Annotated in this window: 23 protein-coding genes; 15 read left to right on the forward strand and 8 right to left on the reverse strand. The window is 61.2% G+C overall.

Annotated features, from left to right (window positions below):
- Positions 1-385: 385 nt before the first annotated feature.
- Genes GTP41_RS19170 through GTP41_RS19215 form a run of 10 tightly spaced genes read left to right on the forward strand, consistent with a single transcriptional unit; the run spans position 386 to position 9637 of the window.
- Positions 386-1864: a B12-binding domain-containing radical SAM protein gene (locus GTP41_RS19170; protein ID WP_161027187.1), complete on the forward strand. Its 1479-nt coding sequence runs from the start codon at positions 386-388 to the stop codon at positions 1862-1864.
- 51 nt (positions 1865-1915) lie between these two features.
- On the forward strand, positions 1916-3040 hold the full coding sequence (locus tag GTP41_RS19175; RefSeq protein WP_161027188.1) for an MlaE family ABC transporter permease: 1125 nt from the start codon (positions 1916-1918) through the stop codon (positions 3038-3040).
- Positions 3037-3867: an ABC transporter ATP-binding protein gene (locus tag GTP41_RS19180; protein WP_161027189.1), complete on the forward strand. Its 831-nt coding sequence runs from the start codon at positions 3037-3039 to the stop codon at positions 3865-3867. The genes GTP41_RS19175 and GTP41_RS19180 overlap by 4 nt, the downstream gene beginning before the upstream one ends.
- Before the next feature lie 10 nt (positions 3868-3877).
- Positions 3878-4816 (forward strand): MlaD family protein, encoded by a 939-nt coding sequence (locus GTP41_RS19185; protein ID WP_161027190.1) that lies wholly within the window; start codon positions 3878-3880, stop codon positions 4814-4816.
- 9 nt (positions 4817-4825) lie between these two features.
- A complete protein-coding gene (locus tag GTP41_RS19190; RefSeq protein WP_161027191.1) occupies positions 4826-5422 on the forward strand; it encodes an ABC-type transport auxiliary lipoprotein family protein in 597 nt (198 codons plus the stop codon).
- 6 nt (positions 5423-5428) lie between these two features.
- Entirely contained in the window at positions 5429-6607 is a 1179-nt protein-coding gene (locus tag GTP41_RS19195; RefSeq protein WP_161027286.1) for a VanZ family protein, read from the forward strand.
- Between the two features lie 27 nt (positions 6608-6634).
- A complete protein-coding gene (locus GTP41_RS19200) occupies positions 6635-6955 on the forward strand; it encodes a (2Fe-2S) ferredoxin domain-containing protein (RefSeq protein ID WP_161027192.1) in 321 nt (106 codons plus the stop codon).
- Positions 6955-7584: an alpha/beta hydrolase gene (locus tag GTP41_RS19205; RefSeq protein ID WP_161027287.1), complete on the forward strand. Its 630-nt coding sequence runs from the start codon at positions 6955-6957 to the stop codon at positions 7582-7584. The genes GTP41_RS19200 and GTP41_RS19205 overlap by 1 nt, the downstream gene beginning before the upstream one ends.
- Positions 7585-7616: 32 nt before the next feature.
- A complete protein-coding gene (locus GTP41_RS19210; RefSeq protein ID WP_161027193.1) occupies positions 7617-8762 on the forward strand; it encodes a D-alanyl-D-alanine carboxypeptidase family protein in 1146 nt (381 codons plus the stop codon).
- Positions 8762-9637 (forward strand): aldo/keto reductase, encoded by an 876-nt coding sequence (locus tag GTP41_RS19215; RefSeq protein WP_229502969.1) that lies wholly within the window; start codon positions 8762-8764, stop codon positions 9635-9637. The genes GTP41_RS19210 and GTP41_RS19215 overlap by 1 nt, the downstream gene beginning before the upstream one ends.
- Positions 9638-9687: 50 nt before the next feature.
- On the opposite strand, the gene pssA is transcribed toward GTP41_RS19215, so the two are convergent.
- Positions 9688-10446: a CDP-diacylglycerol--serine O-phosphatidyltransferase gene (gene pssA / locus GTP41_RS19220; protein WP_229502973.1), complete on the reverse strand. Its 759-nt coding sequence runs from the start codon at positions 10444-10446 to the stop codon at positions 9688-9690.
- Positions 10447-10573: 127 nt separating this feature from the next.
- Here pssA and GTP41_RS19225 point away from each other — a divergent pair, with 127 nt between their 5' ends.
- Together GTP41_RS19225 and GTP41_RS19230 are read left to right on the forward strand one after the other, a co-directional pair.
- Positions 10574-11509 carry a CAP domain-containing protein gene (locus tag GTP41_RS19225; protein ID WP_229502970.1) on the forward strand — a complete coding sequence of 312 codons (936 nt, stop codon included), beginning with the start codon at positions 10574-10576 and terminating at the stop codon, positions 11507-11509.
- Positions 11510-11615: 106 nt separating this feature from the next.
- Positions 11616-12158: an Hpt domain-containing protein gene (locus tag GTP41_RS19230; protein ID WP_161027196.1), complete on the forward strand. Its 543-nt coding sequence runs from the start codon at positions 11616-11618 to the stop codon at positions 12156-12158.
- Here the strand turns inward: GTP41_RS19230 and GTP41_RS27180 are convergent.
- From GTP41_RS27180 to rpmH, 6 genes are all read right to left on the reverse strand, one after another.
- Positions 12155-12343 (reverse strand): hypothetical protein, encoded by a 189-nt coding sequence (locus GTP41_RS27180; RefSeq protein ID WP_202419812.1) that lies wholly within the window; start codon positions 12341-12343, stop codon positions 12155-12157. The two genes, GTP41_RS19230 and GTP41_RS27180, sit on opposite strands and share 4 nt — an antisense overlap.
- A gap of 332 nt (positions 12344-12675) precedes the next feature.
- Positions 12676-14055 carry a tRNA uridine-5-carboxymethylaminomethyl(34) synthesis GTPase MnmE gene (mnmE, locus tag GTP41_RS19235; RefSeq protein WP_161027197.1) on the reverse strand — a complete coding sequence of 460 codons (1380 nt, stop codon included), beginning with the start codon at positions 14053-14055 and terminating at the stop codon, positions 12676-12678.
- Between the two features lie 169 nt (positions 14056-14224).
- Entirely contained in the window at positions 14225-15925 is a 1701-nt protein-coding gene (gene yidC / locus GTP41_RS19240; protein WP_161027198.1) for a membrane protein insertase YidC, read from the reverse strand.
- Between the two features lie 8 nt (positions 15926-15933).
- Positions 15934-16164, reverse strand: coding sequence for a membrane protein insertion efficiency factor YidD (gene yidD / locus GTP41_RS19245; protein WP_161027199.1), 231 nt, complete (start codon positions 16162-16164; stop codon positions 15934-15936).
- Positions 16161-16568 carry a ribonuclease P protein component gene (gene rnpA, locus GTP41_RS19250; protein WP_161027289.1) on the reverse strand — a complete coding sequence of 136 codons (408 nt, stop codon included), beginning with the start codon at positions 16566-16568 and terminating at the stop codon, positions 16161-16163. The genes yidD and rnpA overlap by 4 nt, the downstream gene beginning before the upstream one ends.
- Before the next feature lie 21 nt (positions 16569-16589).
- On the reverse strand, positions 16590-16727 hold the full coding sequence (gene rpmH / locus GTP41_RS19255; RefSeq protein ID WP_078035393.1) for a 50S ribosomal protein L34: 138 nt from the start codon (positions 16725-16727) through the stop codon (positions 16590-16592).
- A gap of 390 nt (positions 16728-17117) precedes the next feature.
- Here rpmH and dnaA point away from each other — a divergent pair, with 390 nt between their 5' ends.
- From dnaA to gyrB, 3 genes are all read left to right on the forward strand, one after another.
- A complete protein-coding gene (gene dnaA / locus GTP41_RS19260; protein ID WP_161027200.1) occupies positions 17118-18509 on the forward strand; it encodes a chromosomal replication initiator protein DnaA in 1392 nt (463 codons plus the stop codon).
- 159 nt (positions 18510-18668) lie between these two features.
- Positions 18669-19775, forward strand: coding sequence for a DNA polymerase III subunit beta (gene dnaN / locus GTP41_RS19265; protein ID WP_161027201.1), 1107 nt, complete (start codon positions 18669-18671; stop codon positions 19773-19775).
- 145 nt (positions 19776-19920) lie between these two features.
- The gene (gyrB, locus tag GTP41_RS19270; RefSeq protein ID WP_161027202.1) at positions 19921-22416 is read left to right on the forward strand and encodes a DNA topoisomerase (ATP-hydrolyzing) subunit B; all 2496 of its coding nucleotides are present in this window, start codon (positions 19921-19923) and stop codon (positions 22414-22416) included.
- 185 nt (positions 22417-22601) lie between these two features.
- On the opposite strand, the gene GTP41_RS19275 is transcribed toward gyrB, so the two are convergent.
- Positions 22602-23774 (reverse strand): FRG domain-containing protein, encoded by a 1173-nt coding sequence (locus GTP41_RS19275; RefSeq protein ID WP_161027203.1) that lies wholly within the window; start codon positions 23772-23774, stop codon positions 22602-22604.
- Positions 23775-23862: the final 88 nt, after the last annotated feature.

Consider the following 23862-nt stretch of genomic DNA (forward strand, 5'->3'; position numbering starts at 1 on the left):
AATCTCTGTTTTTCGGTATTGCTACCGAGGTCACTCACTCAAAATACTGACGAATCTCTTTCGAGATTACGTTTAATATATTTTGTGCGAGCGTTATAACGTATATTTTGAGCATCGGACCCGAAGGTCCGGGCATATCGTCAAACGCCCACACTTATCGACTGTTGATTTTTAAAGATCGCTGCCTGTTTGTTCGACGAAGCGTTGTGTTCGTCAGCAGCAGAGAGGCGAGATTATGCGGTACAGCGTGCAACTCGTCAACCCCTTCTTTTTCTCGCTTCACTCTGCAGTTTTGTCTGCGGTGCGTTGCGAGGGACAGAACTATAACGGAGCGGCGCCCTTCGCGCAAGGGTAAAATGTGAGGTTTCGCGATTCCGGTTTCATCATGACGATCCTGCTCACTACTCTTAACGCCCGTTACACCCATGCTTCGCTCGGGCTGCGCTACCTGCTTGCCAATATGGGCGAGCTGCAGGCGCAAACGCGCATCCAGGAATTTGTCATCGGGGCGAAGACGACCGAGATGGTGGAACGCATCCTGGCAACACAGCCGAAGATCGTCGGCTTTGGTGTCTATATATGGAATGTGGAGGAGGCCTGCCGCCTGGTGGCGACCCTCAAGCGCGTGGCGCCGCATGTGGTGGTGGTGCTGGGCGGGCCGGAAGTGTCTTATGAGACGGGCGAGCAGGAAATCACGCGCCTGGCGGACTATGTGGTGACCGGCTGGGGCGATGTGACTTTCCCTAAGCTGTGCGGCGAGATCCTGAACGGGCCGAAGCCTTTGATGAAGGTGCATGCGGGCGTGCAGCCTCCGATGGCGGAGATCAAGCTGCCCTACTCCCTTTATTCGGATGAGGACCTGGCGCACCGCACCTTGTACGTGGAGGCTTCGCGCGGGTGTCCGTTCAAGTGCGAGTTCTGCCTGTCTTCGCTGGACAAGACTGCGTGGCCTTTCGGCATCGACGCCTTCCTGGCGGAGATGGAGGCGCTGTATGCGCGCGGTGCGCGCACCTTCAAATTTGTCGACCGCACCTTCAACCTGAATATCAAGACCAGCCTGAAGATCATGCAATTCTTCCTGGATAAGCTGGCGGCGGCGCCGGATGATCCGGTCTACGCGCACTTTGAGCTGGTGCCGGACCATCTGCCGGATGCGCTCAAGGAAGGCATTGCGAAGTTCCCGCCGGGGACGCTGCAGTTTGAAATCGGCATCCAGAGCTTTAACCCCGTGGTGCAGGCGAATATCTCGCGCAAACAGGATAACGCCAAGGCGGCGGACAATATCCGCTGGCTGTGCGAGCACTCGAGCGTCCATATGCATGTGGATTTGATCGCGGGCTTGCCGGGTGAGACGGTGGATAGCTTTGCGGAGGGCTTCGATAAGCTGTGGGCGCTGGGGCCGCATGAAATCCAGTTCGGTATCCTGAAGCGCCTGCGGGGCACGCCGATCATCCGCCATACCCAGGAATTCGGCATGGTGTACGACCCGTTCCCGCCGTATACGATCCTGGCGAACCGGGATATTGATTTTTCGACCATGCAGCGGCTGGTGCGCTTTGCGCGCTACTGGGACCTGGTGGCGAATTCGGGGCGCTTTACCCATACCGTGCCGGTGCTGCTGGGGGCGGCGCCGTTCAAATCGTTTATGGCGTTTTCGGACTGGCTGTACGCCAATACGGATGCGACGCATCGCATTGCGCTGGATCGGCTGGCGGTGATGGTAGGGCGCTGGCTGGGCGAAGCGGGCATGCAGGCCGGGGATATTTCGGAGCTGCTGGCGCGCGATGGGCATGGGGTGCGGCAGAAGGCGGTGGCTCAGGCTTCTGCGGCGCCGGCGCGGCAGGTGAGGCATTTGGCGGCCTGACCCACCCTGTCACGGGTGGCGCGGGAAACGAATCTCTTTTACACTGGCGGCATGCCTATTGCTCAAGAGCCAACGTTATCTGTCAGCCCAGACGGGCGCACGGTATTCGCCCGGGGAACCTGGCAAGTGCATGCGCTTGCGAGCAAGCGGGTGATGAAGGCCATTTCGGGCTGCCTGGGCCAGGTGCGCGATATCGATGCCGTTGAATGGGATTTGAGCGATATTGACATGCTCGATCACGTCGGCGCGCAGCTGTTGTGGGGCGCCTGGGACTATAAGCGGCCCGCCAAACTGAAACTGGTCAACGGCCAGGACGAAATCTTTAAACGCATCGAGTCGACCGGCAAGCTGGAATGCCCGCGCCCGCGCAAGGAGCATTTGGGCTGGGTGACGACGCTGGGCTTCGGCATCCTGCACTTCCTGGAACATATGCAGGGCTTCGTGAAGCTGATCGGCTCCGTGGTGCAGGACCTGGGCCGCTTTGCCGCCAACCCGATGCGCGGGCCGTGGCGCGAAATCTCGGCGAACATCTTCCATGCCGGCTTCCAGGCGCTGGGCATCACCGCGCTGGTGGGCTTTTTGATCGGCGTGGTGCTGTCCTATCTGTCGGCGCAGCAGCTGCGCAATTTTGGCGGCGATATCTATCTGGTCAACCTGCTTGGCATGTCGGTCATCCGCGAACTGGGGCCGCTGATGGCGGCGATCCTGGTGGCGGGCCGCTCCGGCTCGGCGATCACGGCGCAACTGGGCGTGATGCGGGTGACGGAGGAGCTGGATGCCATGCTGGTGATGGGCATTTCGCACGGCTACCGCCTGATCCTGCCGAAAGTGATTGCACTGGCGGTGTCGATGCCGCTGCTGGTGATCTGGACCGATGCGGCGGCGCTGTTAGGCGGCATGATCGCGGCCAAGGTGGAACTGAACCTGTCCATGCGCTACTTCGTGCAAAAGCTGCCCGATGCGGTGCCGCTGGCGAACTATTACATCGGCCTGTTCAAAGGCGCGGTGTTCGGCATGCTGATTGCGATGGTGTCCTGCCACTTCGGCTTGCGCATCAAGCCGAACACGGAAAGCCTGGGGCGCGGCACAACCACCTCGGTGGTGACGGCGATTACGGTGGTGATCCTGGCGAACGCGGTGTTTGCGATCGTCTTCAATGGAGTGGGCTACCGATGAACGAGCTGCCCGAAGAGAATTGCGGTTGCCCGGACGGCGAGGGCGGGCTGACCCTCGACGGCAGCGTGCCGGTGGTGGAAATCACCAACCTGCAGACCAAATTCGGCCGCACGGTCATCCACAATGACCTGAACCTGACCATTGAGCAGGGCGAGATCCTGTCCATCGTGGGCGGTTCGGGCACCGGCAAGACCGTGCTGCTGCGGCAGATGCTGGGGCTGGAGCGTCCATCCAAAGGGTGCGTGCGCATCTTCGGCGAGGATATCACCACGGCGTCGTCCAGCCACCTGCAGGAGCTGCGCAACCACTGGGGCATGCTGTTCCAGCAGGGCGCGCTGTATTCGGCGCTGACCGTGTTTGAGAATATCGCGCAACCGATGCAGGAGCTGGGCACCCTGCCCGCCCGCCTGATCCGCGATGCGGTGCTGCTGAAGATGAATATGGTGGGCCTGGGTCCGGAGCATGCGAACAAGATGCCGAGCGACCTGTCGGGCGGCATGATCAAACGGGTGGCGCTGGCGCGCGCCCTGGCGCTGGAGCCGAAACTGCTGTTCCTGGACGAGCCGACAGCCGGCCTGGACCCGGACCTGTCGGAGAGCTTTGTGTCGCTGATCAAATCGCTGCACCGTGAGCTGGGCCTGACCGTGGTGATGGTGACGCACGACCTGGATACGCTGTTTGCGCTGTCCACGCGCATTGCAGTATTGGCGGAAAAGCATGTGCTGGCCATCGGGCCAACGCGCGAGGTGATCAAGACCGATCATCCGTTTATCAAGGAATTCTTCCTGGGCGACCGCGGCAAACGCGCGCTTGAGGCCCTGGAGTAAGGAGCAAGGCATGGAAAACAGATCGCACGCTTTGATGACTGGGCTGTTCACGATCACGCTGCTGATCGCGGCGGTGCTGTTCGGCATCTGGTTCAACCGCGACCGGGTGCAGTACGAGCCTTACCTGATTGCGACGACGCAGTCGATCCCCGGCCTGAACCCGCAGGCGGCGGTGCGCTACCGGGGCTTGGAAGTGGGCAAGGTGGACGAAATCGATTTCGATCCGAAGATGGCGGGGCAGATCCTGATCCACCTGAGCATCGATCCGGCAACGCCGATTACCAAGACGACTTATGCGACGCTGGGCTACCAGGGCGTAACCGGCATCGCCTACATCCAGCTGGATGATGAATCGGTGGGTTCGCCGCGCCTGGCGACGGCCAAGGGCAATCCCAGCGCCATTCCGCTGCAACCGGGGCTGTTCGACCAGCTCGAGAAGCGCGGCACGGCGATCCTGGGCCAGGCGGAGGAAGTGACCAAGAAGCTGAATACCCTGCTCAGCCCTGCCAACCAGAAGGCCATGGTGGGGGCGTTCAGCGACGTGAGCGAGGCGGCGCGTTCCTACAAGGACCTGGCGGCGCAGCTGGAGCCGGCGGTGCAGAAGGTGCCGGCGCTGGTGGAGCGCGGCGAACATACCCTGCGTTCGGTCGATACCCTGGCCAGCGAGGCGAGCAAGGTGGTGCGCACGCTGCAGGGCCCGGATGGCGCGGTGCAGCGCATTAGCGCTTCCGTGGACCGGGCTGTGACCTCGGTCGAAGCGGTGGCCAGCGGGATCGAGCTGGAGACCCTGCCCGGCGTGACCGGGCTGGCGGATGAAACCAAGTCGTCGATGCGGGCGATCCGCCGCACCATGAATAACCTGAACGACCGGCCGCAGAGCATTTTGTTCGGCGCGCCGGGCACACCGCCAGGGCCGGGGGAGCCGGGTTTTGATCCCAAGGGCAAATAAGGAAACCGCATGAAGAAGACCATCCTCATTACCATTGCCGCCGCTGCCGTGCTGGCGGGGTGCGCCAGCAAAGGCCCGCAACCCACCGCGTTCGACTTCGGGCCGCTCGGGCCGCCGCAGCAGGCCGCCGGCACGGCGGCGCTGCCGGCGATCGTGGTGGCGGACGTGAGCGGGCCTGCCTCGCTGGATTCGCAGCGCATGTTCTACCGCCTGATGTACGCGGACGCGCGCCAGTCGCGCCCCTATGCCTACAACACGTGGGCGGCAACGCCCTTGCAGCTGATGTCGCAGCGCCTGAAGTCGCGCATCGCCCAGTCCGGGGTGAAGGTGGTGTCGACCACCGATTCCGCCGGCGGCCTGCCCCTGCTGCGCCTGGAGGCCGACGAATTCTCGCAGAACTTCGACAGCGCCACCCAGAGCAGCGCCAGCATCACCCTGCGCGCATCGGTCTTCCGCAACCACAAGCTGGTGGACCAGCGCACCTTTACCCGCACCGCGCGCGCGCCGAGCGCCGACGCGGCGGGCGGCGCCAGCGCGCTGGCCGAGGGCACCGACGCCATTGCCGCCGACATCCTGTCCTGGCTGGCGTCCCTGCCGCAGCAGTAATCGATGATGGAAGACGCGCCCGCCCCAGCCCCGGCCCCAGGGCGCCCGCCGGAAGCGAAGCCGCCCGCGCGCACCGGTTCGCCCGTCGCGCGCGCCACCCTGGCGGCCTACACCATGCTGATCGTGTACGCCAGCTGGTTCCCCTTCTCCGGCTGGCAGAACCAGGGCCTGTCGCCGCTGATCTTCCTGGAGTGGACCTCGCTGCCGCGCTACTGGACGGTGTTCGACGCCGGCATCAACGTGATCGGCTATATCCCGTTCGGTATGCTGCTGGTGTACGCCATGCGGCCGAAGGTGACCGGCTTCTGGGCCTTCCTGCTGGCCAGCCTGGCCGGCATGATGGTATCCGGCGCGATGGAGGCGGTGCAGACCTACCTGCCGACGCGCGTTTCCTCCAACCTGGACTTCTACACCAATAGCGCGGGCACCGCCGTGGGCGCCTTCATCGGCGCGCTGACGGCGCGCAAGCTGATGGACACCAGCCATTTGTACAAGCTGCGCCAGCGCTGGTTCGCCCAGCACGCCAGCCAGGGCCTGGTGCTGGTGGCGCTCTGGCCGCTGGCGCAGATCTATCCGCAAAGTTTCCTGTTCGGCCTGGGCCAGCTGCTGCCCATCCTGTCCGAGTGGCTGAGCGAGCTGCTGGATATGGAGATCGACCTGGCAGCCCTGGTGCGCCCCGACGTTGCGCTGACGGTGGAGCAGTACTGGCTGTCCGAGACCATTGTGACAGCCTGCGGCATGGTGGGCGCGGCCCTGGCCCTGCTCTGCATCCTGCGCAAGCCGGCCCCGCGCGCGCCGCTGGTGGCTTTGCTGGTAGCGGCTGCGGTGCTGGTGAAAACCCTTTCCACCGCGCTGCAATTCGGCCCGGACAACGCCTTTGCCTGGATCACCCCCGGCGCACAGGGCGGCTTCCTGATCGGCGTAATCATGCTGGGCGGCCTGATTTTCGCCCCCCAGGCAGCGCAGCGCCGGCTGGCGGTGGCCACCTTGCTGCTCAGCCTTTTAATCGTCAATACCACGCCGGTTAACCCTTACTTCAGCGAGACGCTGCAAAATTGGGTGCAAGGCAAATTCCTGAACTTTTACGGGGCGGGCCAGTTCCTGTCGCTGGCGTGGCCGCTGGCGACCCTCTGGTACCTTTGCCTGCCATCGCACAAGCTGAATAAGGAAACCCCGGTAAAATAAGCGCCTGCATTCAATTCGAGGCACCACATGAGCGACAACCAATACTTCAAGCATCACGTGTTTTTCTGCATGAACCACCGTGATGATGGCCGCGAAAGCTGCGGCCCGCGCGGCGCGGAAGCGGCGCAGAAGCACGCCAAGAAGCGCTGCAAGGAGCTGAACCTGAACGGCGCCGGCAAAGTGCGCATCAACCAGGCCGGCTGCCTGGACCGCTGCGAGCACGGCCCGGTCGCCGTGGTTTACCCCGAAGGCACCTGGTACACCTACGTTGACACCAGCGACATCGACGAAATCATCGACAGCCACCTGGTCAACGGCAAAGAAGTAGAGCGTCTGAAAATCAAATGATGAACAAGTTTTCCGAGAAGTTTACGCTGCAGGGCGGCGCCGGCCTGATGGAGGGCCTGATCGACTTACCTGCCGGCGCGCCGAAAGGCATCGCCCTGGTGGCCCACCCGCACCCGTTGTACGGCGGCACCATGGAGAACAAGGTTGCGCAAACGCTGGCGCGCACCTTTGTCACCATGGGCTATGTGGCGGCGCGCATCAACTTCCGCGGCGTGGGCGCGTCGGAAGGCGTGCATGACCACGGCCTGGGCGAGACCGACGATATGATGATCCTGTACCAGCACATGGTGCAGCAGTACCCCGGCCTGCCGGTAGCGCTGTCCGGCTTCTCGTTCGGCACCTTCGTGCAGTCGCACCTGGCGCAGCGCCTGGCCGCCGCCGGCACCCCGGCGGAACGCCTGGTGCTGGTGGGCACCGCCGCAGGCAAGTGGCAGCTTGCCGACGTGCCGGCCGACACTATCCTGATCCACGGCGAGAATGACGAAACCATTCCGCTGATCGACGTGCTGGATTACGCGCGCCCGCAGGACATTCCTGTGATCGTGATTCCCGGCGCGGACCATTTCTTCCACCGCAAGCTCGGTCACATCAAGAATTGGGTGATCGCCTTGTGGGGCCAGAAAGCCTGACTATTTTTAACCCCCCTACGAAATAAGCACCAATGAAAAAGATCATCGCTGCACTGGCAACCAGTGTGCTGCTCATGACTTCCGCGGTGGCGCAAACCCTGCCGCCGCCGACCATCGCCGCCAAATCCTGGCTGCTGCTGGACTCCACCAGCGGGCAAGTGATTGCCGCCCAGGACCCGGACGCGCGCGTGGAACCGGCCTCGCTCACCAAGATAATGACCGCCTACCTGACCTTCCAGGCATTGCGCGACAAGAAGCTGGCCATCGACCAGAAGGTGAATGTGTCGGTCAAGGCCTGGAAAGTGGACTCCAGCTCGTCCAAGATGTTCATCGACCCGGCCACCCCGGTGTCGATCAACGACCTGCTGCACGGCCTGATGGTCCAATCCGGCAATGACGCCGCCGTTGCGCTGGCGGAAGCCGTGGCCGGCGACGAGGCGGCCTTCGTCACCCTGATGAACCGCGAAGCACAGCGCATGGGCATGGCCAATTCGCGCTTCGCCAATCCGCACGGCCTGCCGTCGCCGGACAACTTCACCACCGCGCGCGACCTGTCGATCCTGGCGCGCCATGTGATCCAGGACTTCCCTGAGTACTACAAGATCGATTCGGTGAAGAGCTTCACCTACAACAAGATCACCCAGCAGAACCGCAACCGCCTGCTGTGGCTGGACCCAACCGTGGATGGCATGAAGACCGGCCACACCGAATCGGCCGGCTACTGCATGGTGGCTTCCGCCAAGCGCCCGGCGGGCAACCTGGAGCGCCGCCTGGTCTCCGTGGTCATGGGCACGAACTCGGACAGCACCCGTACTGCCGAAAGCCAGAAACTGCTGAACTGGGGCTTCCAGAACTTCGACACCGTGAAGCTGTACTCCAAGGGCCAGGCGATCGATTCGCCGGAAATCTGGAAGGGCTCGCAGTCGAACCTGAAGATCGGCTTTACCAGCGACGTGCTGGTCACCGTGCCGAAGGGCGTGGCGGCCAAGATGAAGCCTGTGCTGGAGCGCAAGGACCCGCTGGTGGCGCCGGTGGCGGCCAATACCCGCGTCGGCACCCTGAAGATGATGGTGGACGGTAAGCCCCTGCTGGAACTGCCGGTGGTGGCGCTGCAGACCGTGGAGCAGGCGTCGATCTTTGGCCGCGCATGGGATTCCGTGCGCCTGTGGCTGAAATAATGGCGCAGCTCAACCTCTCCCGCGTGGTGGCGGGCATGTGGCGCATGTCCGAGTGGGACATGACGCCGCAGCAGCGCCTGGATTTCATTGAGCAGTGCATGGCGCTGGGCGTGACTTCCTTCGACCATGCAGACATCTACGGCGGCTATGGCGTGGAGGGGTTGTTCGGCGAGGCGCTGGCGTTGAAGCCTGCGCTGCGCGCGCAGATCCAGCTGGTGAGCAAGTGCGGCATCAAGCTGGTGTCCGGCCGCCGCCCGACGCACTCCATCCAGCATTACGACACCAGCGCCGGGCATATCGTGGCGTCGGTGGAAAATTCGCTGAAGGAGCTGCGCACGGACTATCTGGACCTGCTGCTGATCCACCGCCCGGATCCCTTGATGGATTTCGATGAAGTGGCGGCGACCTTCCAGCGCTTGCGTTCAGAAGGCAAAGTGAAGGAGTTCGGCGTGTCGAACTTCTCGCGCCACCAGTTCGAGATGCTGCATAAGCGTATTCCGCTGGCGACCAATCAGGTGGAGTTTTCGCCGCTGCACCTGGCGCCGCTGTTCGATGAGACATTCGATGGGCTGCAGGACCTGGCTGTGCGGCCGATGATCTGGTCGCCGCTGGGCGGTGGGCGTTTGTTCACTGCCGGCGATGAGCAGGGCGAGCGCCTGCGCTTGAAGATCAAACAGATTGCGGACGAGTTGAATCGTCCGTTTGCGAGCGTGGTGTTTGCCTGGATTATGCAGCTGCCTTGCAAACCGGTGCCTCTCACGGGCTCCGGCCGTCTTGAGTCGATCAAGGTGGCAGTGGAGGCGACACAGTTCCAGTTGAGCAAACCGCAATGGTTTGAGATCCTGCGCGCCGCGCGCGGGCACGAGGTGGCCTAAAACCAGTAACCAGTACCTGACCCACAGGGTCAGGTACTGGTGTAACGGTTTTAATCGTCGTTAAACACCTGCGGCGGTGCAATCCCCTTCCAGCCGCTGCGCCACGCCAGGTTCAGCGCCACGGTCACCGCGATGTACACCACAAAGAACAGCACAAAGTAGTAAGCCCGCAGCCACACCAGCAGCCCCACATTCACCGCCAGCAGCACCAGCGCCGCCGCGCTCTTCTTCTGCTTCGAGCTAGGGAAGCGAATGGTGGACACCATCAAGCTCCCCACCACGAACAGCAGCGCCACCACCAGGTAGCCCTCCAGCTTGGTATCCGGGAACTGCGGCCACGCCACCACCACGGACGCCACGCAGGCGGCACCCGCCGTAATCGGCATGCCCACAAAATACTTCGGATCGGTGCGTCCCACATTCACATTGAAGCGCGCCAGGCGCAAGGCCCCGCAAGCGACGAAGAAGAAAGCCGCAATGCCGCCAATGCGCAGCAGGGTCGGGTCCGCAGGCCCCATCTGCACAAAGCCGTAGCAATACAGCAGCACCGCCGGCGCGCAGCCGAAATTCATCACATCCGCAATCGAATCGAGCTGCACGCCGAACTCGGAACTGGTGCCGGTGGCGCGCGCCACAAAGCCGTCCAGGGCATCGAAGATCCCCGCCAGCACCAGCAGGAAGGCGGCCAGGCGGTAATCCTGGGCGAAGCCGTAGTGGGCGTTATCGACCGAGATCACAATGCTGGCAAAGCCGCAGGCGATGGAAAGCAAGGTCACCGAACTCGGTAACGCAAATTTGGCACGCTGCAGGCGCTGTTGACGTGGAGTATTCAAATTCTGGCAATGATAAAGAAATGGTATGCCTATTTTACCCCGCCCGAAAAGAAACGCATCCTGTAGGAAATTGGCATAGAATCGGCGAATGGAGAAGTCAATCATGCGCTCGCTCACTTTCTTGCTCGCTGCCTTGCTGGTGGCATGCGGCGGCGGCGGCTCCGGGACGAATACCCCGCCCGTCACGCCTCCGGTTACGCCTCCCGTAACACCGCCTGTCACGCCGCCCGGCGCGCCTGTCGCCACCGGCGATACGGCGTTGGATGGCTTCAACTGGTTCAACTACCGCCGCACGGGCATTGGTCTGTCCACCCTGACGCGCAACGCGCGGCTGGACGCCGCCGCCCTTGGCCACTCCAACTACCTGCGCCTGAATAACACGGTGTCGCACGACCAGGTGCCGGGCAACCCGGGCTATACCGGCGCCACGCTGCAGAACCGCATTACGGCGGCGGGCTACACCCTGTCCAATCCTTACGCGTTCGGCGAGGTGATTTCCGCTGCGGGCGACCGCGCCGGTTTCTATCACGCGGAAGAACTGATCACCGCGATCTATCACCGCTTTGTGATCCTGGAACCGGTGTTCCGGGAAATGGGCACCGGCGCCTCCACCAGCTCCGGCAATTACACTTACTTCACCACCGACTTCGCCACCAGCGGCGGTTTCGGTCCGGGACTGGGGCGCGGCCGCATCGTGACTTACCCCGGCGATGGGCAGGTGATGGTGCCAACCATCTTCCTGAGCGATACCGAATCGCCGGACCCGGTACCGAACCAGAACGCGGTGGGCTACCCAGTCAGCGTGCACGCCGATATCTCGTCCAGCATCACGGTGAGCAGCTTCACAATCAAGCCGCGCAACGGCGCCGTGCTGACCACGCGCCTGCTGTCCAGCGCGACGGACTCGTACACCAAGCCGCAGGTGGCGGCCATTGTGCCGCTGACAACCCTGCTTGCCAACACTACCTATGACGTGAGCTACAGCGGCACGGTGGATGGCGTAGCCGTGGCGCGAAACTGGTCGTTTACGACAAAATAAGGTCCAGCCCCCTAGCCCGCGCCAGGCCGGAGTGCTAAATTCTGCCCTGATGAGCAACCTTGTTTCCAACGCGCCAATACGCCGATGCCTCGATACCGAGGAGGGATTGGATCGCCTGATGGGCGAGCGCGCGCTCTACCTGCAGATCCTGCGCCGCTTCCTGCAGGACCACCGCGACGCCTGCGCACGCATCCGCGTCCTGCTGCTGCAACGACTGGAAAGCCAGGCGCAACTCGCAGCGCACTCGCTGAAAGGATCGGCCGGGCTGATCGGTGCGCAGCAGGTGCACGACCATGCGGTGGAGGTGGAAAACGCCATCGCAGCGGGCGCCGATAGCAGCACGCTGCTGCCGCAGCTCGATGCGCTACTGGGCGCAGCCTGCACCAGCATCGACCAGCTATTGCATGATCAAGGCGACCAGGTCGCGCCGAGCGAAGCGCCGGTCATCGACGCGGCGCAATTGCGCGCGCTGCTCCAAGAGCTGGTAGGGTTGCTGCGGGACGGTGATGGTGCCGCGATCGACCTGGTGGAAAAATCGGCGCCGGTGCTGGCGGCGGCCCTGGGGGTGCCCACCTACCAGATGGTGGCGGCGGCGACCCATGCATTTGATTTTGAGACGGCACTCGACGCGCTGGAGATGGAACTCTAACCGGTGTAATTCGCCTCTTCGTCAAAGGCATCTGCGCACTCTTTGCCGCAGAAACGGCGCACCGCATCCAACGGTTTTTCGCAGTACCAGCACGAGCCCTTGGGCGGCAAGGACTGGCGCACGCCGCTCGGGCGCGCGACCGCTGCGACTTTCTCAGCGGGTGGGATTTCCTGTTGCGTCTCCACGTTATTCCCCTTTACAGGCAAGCCTCGGTAAAACAAGGTTACTGCATCGGCCGGCCAAGAGCATGACCTGCCTCAACAAAATAATAGCAGGATTAAATCTGTGGCATAGGTGACGCAACGTGCGCCAACACACCAAATGAAACAAAAAAATTCCAATTGGATGCGCCGGCGCGATAGGGAGTTAACAGCTGGCGCCTGGGATGTTTTCACCGGTACGCAGATCGAATCCCATCTAGCATCGGTATCCGTCCTTCGGGTGGAAACTGCAGATTCACCTCACCCAATTCTCACGCAGCATTGGCAACTATGGCTTAAGCAAAGTCAGCGTACGCTCACTTGCCAATGCAGAAGCGCGAGAAGATCACGCCCAGCAAATCGTCCGACGAGAATTCGCCGGTGATGGTGGAGAGCTGCACCTGCGCCAGGCGCAGCTCCTCGGCGAAGAGGTCGAGCGATTGGTCGGTTTGCGCGGCGTGCTGGCCGGCGAAGTCCAGATGCGTGGCGGCGTTGCGCAGCGCGATCAGGTGCCGTTCACGCGCCAGGTAAAGCGACTCGCCGGTTTGCTGCCAGCCGGCGATGCGCAGCAGTTCGGCGCGCAGCAGGTCGATACCGGTTTTCTCATTGGCGGACAGGTAGATGTGGGTGGCGTCATCCATCGCATCGACCGAGGGCTTGTGGCCCGACAGGTCGATCTTGTTCCAGATGCGCAGCACCGGCACGCCCGCCGGGAAGTTGGCGACGATCGCCTCGTCGGCGCGGGTCGGGCCGTGGTCGGCGTCCAGCAGGTGCAGGATGACGTCGGCCTTGCCCACTTCGCCCCAGGTGCGCTCGATGCCGATGCGCTCCACCACGTCCACCGCCTCGTCATGGCCGCGGATGCCCGCAGTGTCGATGATGTTGAGCGGGATGCCTTCGATCTGGATGGTCTCGCTCACCTTGTCGCGCGTGGTGCCGGCAATCGGCGTGACGATGGCGACATCGGCGCCGGCCAGCGCGTTCAGGAGTGAGGACTTGCCCACGTTCGGCTGCCCGACCAGCACCACGTTCAGGCCTTCGCGCAGCAGGGCGCCTTGCGAGGCTTGCTTGAAGACGTGGTCGAGGGCCTCGACGATGCCTTTCAACTGGCCGCGCGCGTCGGACTTTTCCAGGAAGTCGATTTCTTCTTCCGGGAAGTCGAGCGTGGCTTCCACCAGCATGCGCAGGTGGGTGACGCGCTCCACCAGGGCGTGGATGGTTTGCGAGAACGCGCCGCTCAGCGAGGCGGACGCGGACTTGGCGGCGGCTTCGGTGGAGGCGTCGATCAGGTCGGCCACGGCTTCGGCCTGTGCCAGGTCGAGCTTGTCGTTCAGGTAGGCGCGGCGGGTGAATTCGCCTGGTTCGGCCAGGCGCAGGCCCAGTTCCTGGCCGGCTTGCAGCACGCGCTGCAGCAGCATTTGCAGCACGATCGGGCCGCCGTGGCCCTGCAGCTCGATCACGTCTTCGCCGGTGTAGGAGTGCGGGCCTTTGAAGTAGATCGCGATGCCCTGGTCGATGATGCTGCCGTCGGCCTGGGTGAAGGGAATGTAGGTGGCGTGGCGCGGTTTCAGCTCGGCGCCGTTGAACAGGGCTTGCGCCAGCGCTTGCAGGTTCTTGCCTGAAGCGCGCACAACGCCGATGCCGCCGCGGCCGGGGGCGGTGGCGATTGCTGCGATGGGGGATGAGTCTAGGTTCATTTTGCTGATCGTGTTCTTTAAAACCGGTACACCAGTGTCTGACCCGCAGGGTCAGACACTGTCTACGCAACGGACTGCGGCTTCGGCATGAATGGTGTCTGACCCTGTGGGTCAGACACCGGTTTACCGGTTCAAAAAAAAGCCCGCGTCTGGCGCGGGCTTTTATGAGTTACTTGGCTTCGCCAGTTTCAAACTTCTTGGTGATGACCCATTGCTGCGCGATCGACAGCAGGTTATTCACCACCCAGTACAGCACCAGGCCGGACGGGAAGAAGAAGAACATGACCGAGAATGCGATCGGCATGAACATCATCATCTTGGCCTGCATCGGATCGGCCGGCTGCGGGTTCAGGCGGGTGGTGATGTACATCGAAATCGCGTACAGCACCGGCAGCACAAAGTACGGGTCCGGCTTGGTCAGGTCATGGATCCACAGCGCCCATGGAGCACCGCGCATTTCAACCGATGCATTCAGCACCCAGTACAGGGCGATAAACACCGGCATCTGCACCAGGATCGGGAGGCAGCCGCCGAGAGGATTGATCTTCTCGGTTTTGTACAGCTCCATCATGGCCTGGTTCATCTTTTGCGGGTCGCCTTTGTGGCGCTCGCGGATGGCGGTCATCTTCGGGGTCACCAGCTTCATCTTCGCCATGGAGCGGAAGGAAGCAGCCGACAGCGGGAAGAACAGCAGCTTGATCAGCACCGTGAAGGCGATGATGGTCCAGCCCCAGTTGCCTACCACGTCGTGGATCTGGTCCATGGCCCACCACATCGGGCGCGCCACCACGGCCAGCATGCCGTAGTCTTTCACCAGGTCCAGGCCTTCGGCGACCTTTTCCAGGGTCTCGGTATCCTGCGGGCCGGCGTACAGCTTGGCGTTGTTGGTGATAGTCGCGCCAGGAGCAACGGCGCCCAGCGGCTGCACCACGCCCACGGTGTAGATGTTCTCGCTCTCACGCTTGGTGAAGATATCGCGCGCCAGCTTTTCCTGCGGCACGAAGGCCGACACGAAGAAGTGCTCGGTGATCGCGAACCAGCCATCGTTGGACTTCTTGGCGTGTTCGGCAGGCGAAGGCTTGCCTGGGTTTTCCGCCATCCACTTGGCGTCTTTCTCGATATGCTTGAACTCGTACTTCTGGTACTTGGTTTCCGGCGTGTAGATGGTCGGCGCGATGAATTTAGGATTCAGCCAGGAGGAACCGTCCGGCTCCCAGCCGTCGTGCTTGAGCTGCAGGTACAGCTGCGGCGACAGCGGCGCGGCGCTGGTGTTGGTGACGGCGTGCTGCACGTCCACCACGTAGTCGCCCTTCTTGAAGGTGAAGGTCTTCACCAGCTTGACGCCGCCCTGCTCCGCTTCCAGCACCAGCTGCACTTTGTCGCCATCGTTCAGCATGCGCGCGCCCGGCTGGGCCACGAACGGGGTCAGGTGGGTTGGCAGGTTAGGCGCGCCCACCAGGCCGGTTTCGCCCAGGTAGGTGTGCTTCCCGCCCTGGCGGAACAGCAGCTGGTTCTTCTTCTCTTCGGTGCCGTCGTTATGCTTCAACAGCTCCAGGCGCTGGATCACACCGCCCAGGGTGTTGATATCCACGCGCATCACGTCGGTGGTGATGGTCACCACTTCAGTCTTGATCGGTGCCGGGGCGGCAGCATCGCCGGCCGGTGCGGTGGCGGCGGCCGCGGCCGAAGCGGCGGCAACTGCGGCAGGCACGCCGCCGGCGGCGGTGGCGGATGCCGAAGCCACGGCTGGCTTGGCCGGCGCCGGAGCGAACATGGACGGCTTACCAGTCGATACCATCCAGTTATTCCACAGAATAACCAGCGATACGGCGAAGACGATCCACAGGATTGAGCGTTTATTGATATCCATTCGGTTCTTCAGGAGTGGTTGAAGTGCTTGGGCGGCACGGGATCGACCCCGCCCGCATTCCAGGGATGGCAGCGGCATACCCGGCGCGTGGCCAGGTAACTGCCTTTAGCCGCACCATGCACGCGCAGGGCTTCCAGCGCATAGTTGGAGCAGCTAGGGTAAAAACGGCAACGAGGGCCCATCAGCGGGCTGAGGGCCACTTGATATACGCGAATCAGGAACGTGAGCAGCGTTTTCATTTCGCCGGCCTGGGCTTGTTGGCATTGGCGAACAGGCGCGTGAGTTCCTGGCGCAGTTCGGCCTTCAACTTGGCGGTGGTCGCCGGGCCATCTTTGCTATTCACGGGGCGCGACAGGCGCACCACGCAATCGATGGCGGGCAGGCTGGTGACGCGGAACAGTTCGCGCGTAACGCGTTTGATGGTGTTGCGGGTAACAGCGCGCGGTGCAAAGCGTTTGGCAACGACAATGCCCAGCCGCGCATTCGGCAGCTGATTCTGGCGGGTATAGAGCACGAAGTGCGCGCTCTTCTGCGTTGGGCGCAAACTAAAAACGGATGAAAATTCATCCGTTTTTATGATGCGCCGAGCGCGAGCGAAGTCGTGTCTGCCTTCGCCTGTCGAGCTGTTTTGACAGCTGTCCACGCGATCAGCGTACAAGCGGGCTTAAACTACAGCCAGACGCTTGCGGCCTTTTGCACGACGTGCGTTCAGGACTTGACGGCCACCACGGGTAGCCATACGGGCGCGGAAGCCGTGGGTGCGCTTGCGACGCACAACGGAAGGTTGGTAAGTACGTTTCATGTTGGTCTCGCTTAAAAATACAAAATCGGGACGGTGCTGTCCCTAAAAATGTTGGTGCCAATGACATTTCGCGCACTGCGCCAATCTCACTGCCCGCTAAAATCCGCGCATCGTATCTGCAAAAACACGGACTACGGGCGGGGAACCCAGAATTATCAGGATTTTTGGGCCCGGTGTCAACCACCAAACCCGGTAAACCTGGGTCAGACCCGAGGGTCTGACCCTTGGGCCTGACCCCGCCTTAGCGGCGTGGTTGCGAAAAAGCCAACCATAGCACGCTTGTGCAAAAATTCTGGTTAACCTGTGGATAACTTCCGACTTAGCGGCTAGAATAGCGCGTTACGTGTGGCGATTCGAACGCCCTCCCACACCTTTTGCATATAGAGATTCATGGAAACTTTCTGGCAGACCTGCTCCGCGCAGTTGGAGCTTGAGCTGACGCCGCAACAATTCAGTGCCTGGATTAAGCCGCTTGTCCCTCTCGACTTCGAGAATAACAAGCTGCGCGTTGCCGCGCCTAACCGGTTCAAGCTGGATTGGGTAAAAACCCAATTCGCGAGCCGCATCACGGCCCTGGCCTGCCAGTATTGGGAAACCGTGATCGAGGTGCAGTTCGTGCTCGATCCGCGCACCCATGCGCTGAAAAAGCCCGCCGCACCGGCGGTGATTTCCGGCCCGCTGAGCGACATCCGCCCGGAAACGCCGGCCGCCGCCGCCGCTCCCACCGCCGCCGCCGAATACTCAAACCCGAGGGGTCGCGAGAACAGCCGCATCAACCCGGACCTGACGTTTGACTCCTTCGTTACCGGTAAGGCCAACCAGTTGGCGCGCGCCGCTGCGATCCAGGTGGCGAACAATCCTGGCGTGTCGTACAACCCGCTGTTCTTCTACGGCGGCGTAGGCCTGGGTAAGACCCACTTGATCCACGCGATTGGCAACCAGGTGATGGCCGACCAGCCGGGCGCCCGCATCCGTTACATCCACGCGGAACAGTATGTCCGCGACGTAGTGACCGCCTACCAACGCAAGGGTTTCGACGACTTCAAGCACTATTACCACTCGCTGGATATGCTGCTGATCGACGATATTCAATTCTTCGGCGGGAAGTCCCGCACGCAGGAAGAATTCTTCTACGCGTTCGAAGCGCTGATCGCGGCCAAGAAGCAGATCATCATCACGTCCGATACGTATCCGAAAGAGATCACCGGCATGGACGACCGCCTGATCTCGCGCTTCGACTCCGGCCTGACGGTGGCGATTGAGCCGCCGGAGCTGGAAATGCGCGTGGCGATTTTGCTGAAGAAGGCGAAGTCGGAAGGCGTGACCCTGAACGACGACGTGGCCTTCTTCGTGGCCAAGCACCTGCGCTCCAACGTGCGTGAGCTGGAAGGCGCGCTGCGCAAAATCCTGGCTTACTCGCGTTTCCACGGCAAGGATATCTCGATCGATATCGTGAAAGAGGCGCTGAAGGACCTGCTGTCGGTGCAGAACCGCCAGATCTCTGTGGAGAACATCCAGAAGACGGTGGCGGACTTCTTCAACATTAAGGTCGCCGACATGTACTCGAAGCGCCGCCCGGCGAATATCGCCCGCCCGCGCCAGATTGCCATGTACCTGGCCAAGGAATTGACCCAGAAGTCGCTGCCGGAGATCGGCGAGCTGTTTGGGGGGCGCGACCACACGACCGTGCTGCACGCGGTGCGTAAGATTGCGGCGGATCGCACCAAGAACCCGGAGTGCAATCACGAGCTGCATGTGCTGGAGCAGACACTGAAAGGCTAACCCGGTACGGCAGGGTCAGACCCCGGTGCGCGGAAGCCACGGACTTCGGCAAGGAAGGGGTCAGACCCTTGGGTCTGACCCCGGTTTACCGGGTTCAGCCTGATATACTGTCAAGTTAACAAAAGAACTAACGTAACAACCCATTAACTGAGGATATTTATGCAACTGGTCAAAACCACCCGAGACACGCTTCTCCGGCCACTGCAGATTGTGAGCGGTATTGTCGAGCGTCGGCACACTATGCCGATTCTGGCCAATATCCTCATCCGCAAGGAAGGCGAAAGCGTCTCTTTCCTCTCCACCGACACGGAAGTGCAAATCACCACGCTGGCAGACATTGGCTCGGGTGCCGAAGTCACCGGCACCACGGTGGCGGCACGCAAGCTGCTGGACATCCTGCGCGCGCTGCCGGAAGCCGGCGACGTGACCATGACCCTGCTGAACAAGCGCCTGACCGTTCAAAGCGGTAAATCGCGCTTCGCCCTGCAGACCCTGGCCGCGGAAGAATTCCCGACCGTGCAGCAGGCAGAGAGCTTCAACGCCAGCTTCCAGCTGCCGCAAAAGACCCTGAAGCACCTGTTCAACATGGTGCACTTCTCGATGGCGCAGCAGGACATTCGCTACTACCTGAACGGCCTGCTGCTGGTATTGGACGGTAACAAAGTCATCGCCGTGGCGACCGACGGCCACCGCCTGGCTTTCTGCCAGGTCGAGACCGACCAGAACTTCGCCCGCGAAGAAGTGATCATCCCGCGCAAGACCATCATCGAGCTGCAACGCCTGCTGGAAGAGTCGGACGACGCCGTGTCGCTGGACATCGCCGCTTCGCAAGTGAAGCTGCAGTTCGCGGACATTGAACTGATCTCCAAGCTGGTGGAAGGCAAATTCCCTGACTACACCCGCGTGATCCCGAAAGGCTACGTCAACAACTTCACCATTGGCCGCGAAGAGCTGCTGCGCTCCCTGCAGCGCGCCGCGATCATGACCAGCGATAAGTTCAAAGGCGTGCGCTGCATCATCACCCCGGGCTCGCTGAAGATTTCTTCCACCAATGCGGACCAGGAAGAAGCGGTCGAAGAACTGGAAATCGACTACGGCGGCGACAGCGTGGACATCGGCTTCAACGTGACCTATTTGCTGGACGTGCTGAATAACCTGAAGTGCGACCAGGTCAACGTGGCGCTGGGCGACAGCAACTCGTCGGCCCTGATCTCGATTCCTGAGAATCCAGACTTCAAGTATGTAGTTATGCCGATGCGCATTTAAACCCGGTAAGTCTGGGTCAGACCCAAGGGTCTGACCCAAATATGCCGGAGCCCCAGGCCGTAGAGCCGCCAAGGGTCTGACCCTTGGGTCTGACCCCGGTTTACCGGGTTTAGAAGAAGAAATTCGTTAAGAGAGAAAGCAGTCCATGTCCGAAAGCCACAACGAACAACCAAAGGCCAAAGCAGAAGAATACGGCGCCGCCTCGATCCAGATCCTGGAAGGCCTGGAAGCAGTCCGCAAGCGTCCCGGCATGTACATCGGCGACACGTCCGACGGCACCGGCTTGCACCACCTGGTATTCGAGGTGCTGGACAACTCGATTGACGAATCCCTGGCCGGCCACTGCACCGAGATCCACGTCACCATCCACAGCGACAACTCGATCTCGATCACCGACAACGGCCGCGGCATTCCAGTCGGCCTGAAGATGGACGACAAGCACGAGCCAAAACGCTCCGCAGCCGAAATCGTGCTGACCGAGCTGCATGCCGGCGGCAAGTTCGACCAGAACTCGTATAAAGTCTCCGGCGGCCTGCACGGCGTGGGCGTGAGCTGCGTGAACGCACTGTCCAAGCTGCTGCGCGTGACCATCCGCCGCGACGGCAAAGTGCACCAGATGGAATTCGTGCGCGGCGTACCGCAGAACCGCGAACTGGAAATGCGCGACGGCGTGCAAGTCTCCCCGATCAAAGTGATCGGCGAAACCGACAAGCGCGGCACCGACGTGCACTTCTGGGCCGACGAAGAGATCTTCACGCACGTGGAATTCCACTACGAGATCCTGGCCAAGCGTATCCGCGAACTGTCCTTCCTGAACAACGGCGTCAACATCAAGCTGACCGACCAGCGCAACGGCAAGGAAGAAGTTTTTGCATTTGAAGGCGGCACCCGCGGCTTCGTTGAATACATCAACAAAGCCAAGACCGTGCTGCACCCGACCGTGTTCCAGGCCACCGGCGAACGCCAGTCCGACCAGAACACCACGATCTCGGTGGACGTCTCCATGCAATGGAACGACGCCTTCAACGAACAGGTACTCTGCTTCACCAACAACATTCCGCAGCGCGACGGCGGCACCCACCTGACCGGCCTGCGCGCGGCAATGACCCGCGTGATCAACAAGTACATCGACGAGAACGACTTCGCCAAGAAGGCCAAGGTTGAAATCGCCGGCGACGACATGCGCGAAGGCCTGACCTGCGTGCTGTCCGTGAAAGTACCGGAGCCAAAGTTCTCCAGCCAGACCAAAGACAAGCTGGTGTCGTCCGAAGTGCGCGGCCCGGTCGAAGAGATCGTCGCCAAGACGCTGACCGACTTCCTGATGGAAAAGCCGAACGACGCCAAGATCATCTGCGGCAAGATCGTGGAAGCAGCACGCGCCCGTGAAGCCGCGCGCAAAGCCCGCGACCTGACCCGCCGCAAAGGCATCATGGACGGCCTGGGCCTCTCCGCCAAGCTGGCCGACTGCCAGGAAAAAGACCCGGCCCTGTCCGAACTGTACATCGTCGAGGGTGACTCCGCAGGCGGCTCCGCCAAGCAGGGCCGCGACCGTAAGTTCCAGGCTATCCTGCCACTGCGCGGTAAAGTGCTGAACGTGGAAAAGGCGCGCTTCGAGAAGATGCTGTCGTCCGAGCAGATCACCACCCTGATCGCCACCTTGGGCACCAGCATCGGCGCCGATGAATTCAATATCGAGAAGCTGCGCTACCACCGCATCATCATCATGACCGACGCGGACGTCGACGGCGCCCACATTCGCACCCTGCTGCTGACCCTCTTCTACCGCCAGATGCCGCAACTGGTCGAGCGCGGCCACATCTACATTGCACAGCCGCCGCTGTACAAAGTGAAGGCCGGCCGCGATGAGCGCTACCTGAAGGACGACCTGGAAGAAGCCGGCTACATGATGAACGTAGCGCTGAACACCGCCGTGCTCACCCCGCGCGAAGGCGCCGACGTGATCCAGGGCGAAGCGCTGGGCGAACTGGCACGCACCTACAACATGGCCAACGCCATCATGACCCGCCTGACCCGCGTGATCGACCGCGCCGCGCTGACCGCCATCATGACCGGCGTAACGCTCGACTTGTCGACCATCGACGCAGCCCAGGCATCCGCCAAGGCACTGGTCGACAACATCAACGACAGCGCCGTTACCGTCCGCGTGACCACCGACGAACTGTCCGAGAAGCACACCCTGCGCATCGAGCGCCTGCACCACGGTAACGTGAAGGTATCCTCGATCGACGCCGACTTCGTGCAAGGCGCCGACTACCGCGTGCTGGCCGACGCCGCCGCCACCTTCACCGGCCTGATCGGCGATGGCGCCGTGATCCGCCGCGGCGAAGGCGAGCGCACCAAGGAAAGCGCCGTGGTCGACTTCCACCACGCCATGCAATGGCTGCGCGAAGAAGCCGAACGTACCGTCAGCAAGCAGCGCTACAAAGGTCTGGGCGAGATGAATCCAGAGCAGCTGTGGGAAACCACCATGGACCCAACCGTCCGCCGTCTGTTGAAAGTGCAGATCGAAGATGCGATTGCCGCGGATCAGATCTTCACCACGCTGATGGGTGACGATGTGGAACCACGCCGCAACTTCATTGAGACCAACGCGCTGCGCGCCGGTAACATCGACGTATAAAATATTGTGTAGCAGGAGCCATAACCTGAGATTTTGAAACGCATCCGTTGAGATTTCTATCTACGGATATGCTTCAATAGCTCAGGGCTGCCAGCCCTACAACGACTTGCAAAAAAGCCCACGAGTTTCGATTCGTGGGCTTTTTTGTTCGCAGATCCTGCGACTCCAAACTTTCGGAATTCGTTTCATTCCGTGTTTTCCCATCGTGGATGCTTGTCAGGCGTCACTTGATATAGACGCTTCGCGTCAGCCGCCTGAACATGCAGTTCGGGGAAGAGCTGGCTATGAGTTATGCCCAAGTGTGCTAACTCTCGAAGAATGAGCTCCTTACTTCCAGCCGCTATCCTGACCCTATGCACTTGCTGGGCATCTTCAAGCGACCAGTGCTCTGTCCTCCCTGGAGGGAAAATCACAAACGCGCCTTGCTGGCGACGAATGCGTTCGTTGTTCAGCGGTGAATGGACGAAGTAGAAATAGGTGAATTGAGAAAGTAGACTATGGACAGCGCCATTTCCGTCGTGACGCCGGATACGCAACTGCTCGCAGATCTTACCGACAAGGTCATCTCTTAGCTGATTGAAGTCCCGATAAAACCGCAAAATGAATAGATTCAGCTGCTGAGCAAGATGAGCCTGATCACTGCTTTCTGCCGCCTTCGTTTCGCCGCCAAAATGATGATCCCACTTATTCACGAAGGGCGCGGTTGCCGTTTCAATAGCCCGAAGAACCGCAGCTGTAACCACTAGATCGTGATTTTCTGCCACCCCTTGCAGCGAGCCAATACATTGATCCAAAAATCCGTGAAACTCGTCTTCAAATGCATGACGCCCCTCCTTCGGCAACTGAGCGCGGCGAAACACGAAGAAGTTTAGGAAATGCGTTATGGTTTGGCTGGCAATAAATGCAAAATCGGCGGCACGTTCGATTCCGGCATAGGCTGCGTCGGGGACATCAGACTGATAGTCAACCCATTCTCGTTTCCGCGGGAAAAACATGACTTCACCGTCCACACCAAGCTTACCAAGGCACGCAAAATACAATGCCACGAGCGGACTGGCCGTAATGTCGAGAAGCCTTGTCGGTAACTCGAAGTGCTGCATTCGAACCAGGCGCTCAAAAAGGCTCTGGTCTTCGTAGAACGCTGCTGGCGAACGACGAAGCATTTCTTCGTATAGCTGATGTTCTCTTTCGCGGTAGCTGCGGCCGTCTTGATCCCTTCGATAAACACCCGGTTCCAATCGATAGCTTGCGTCGGAATGCCCTCTATAGAAGAAAACACATTCCTGCTCAAGCAAATCGGCACGCATGCTTTCCACCCAGTGCATAAATTCCGCTAGCGATTTCACTTCTTGCGACATTAAGTTCCCCGGTCATGATCCTGATCTTGCAGGATGCAACATCGATCGATTTCGTGCAAGTCCATCAACATCCTGCACCTTCACGGCA

The sequence above is a fragment of the Pseudoduganella guangdongensis genome (assembly GCF_009857475.1).
GTDB lineage: Bacteria > Pseudomonadota > Gammaproteobacteria > Burkholderiales > Burkholderiaceae_D > Rugamonas > Rugamonas guangdongensis.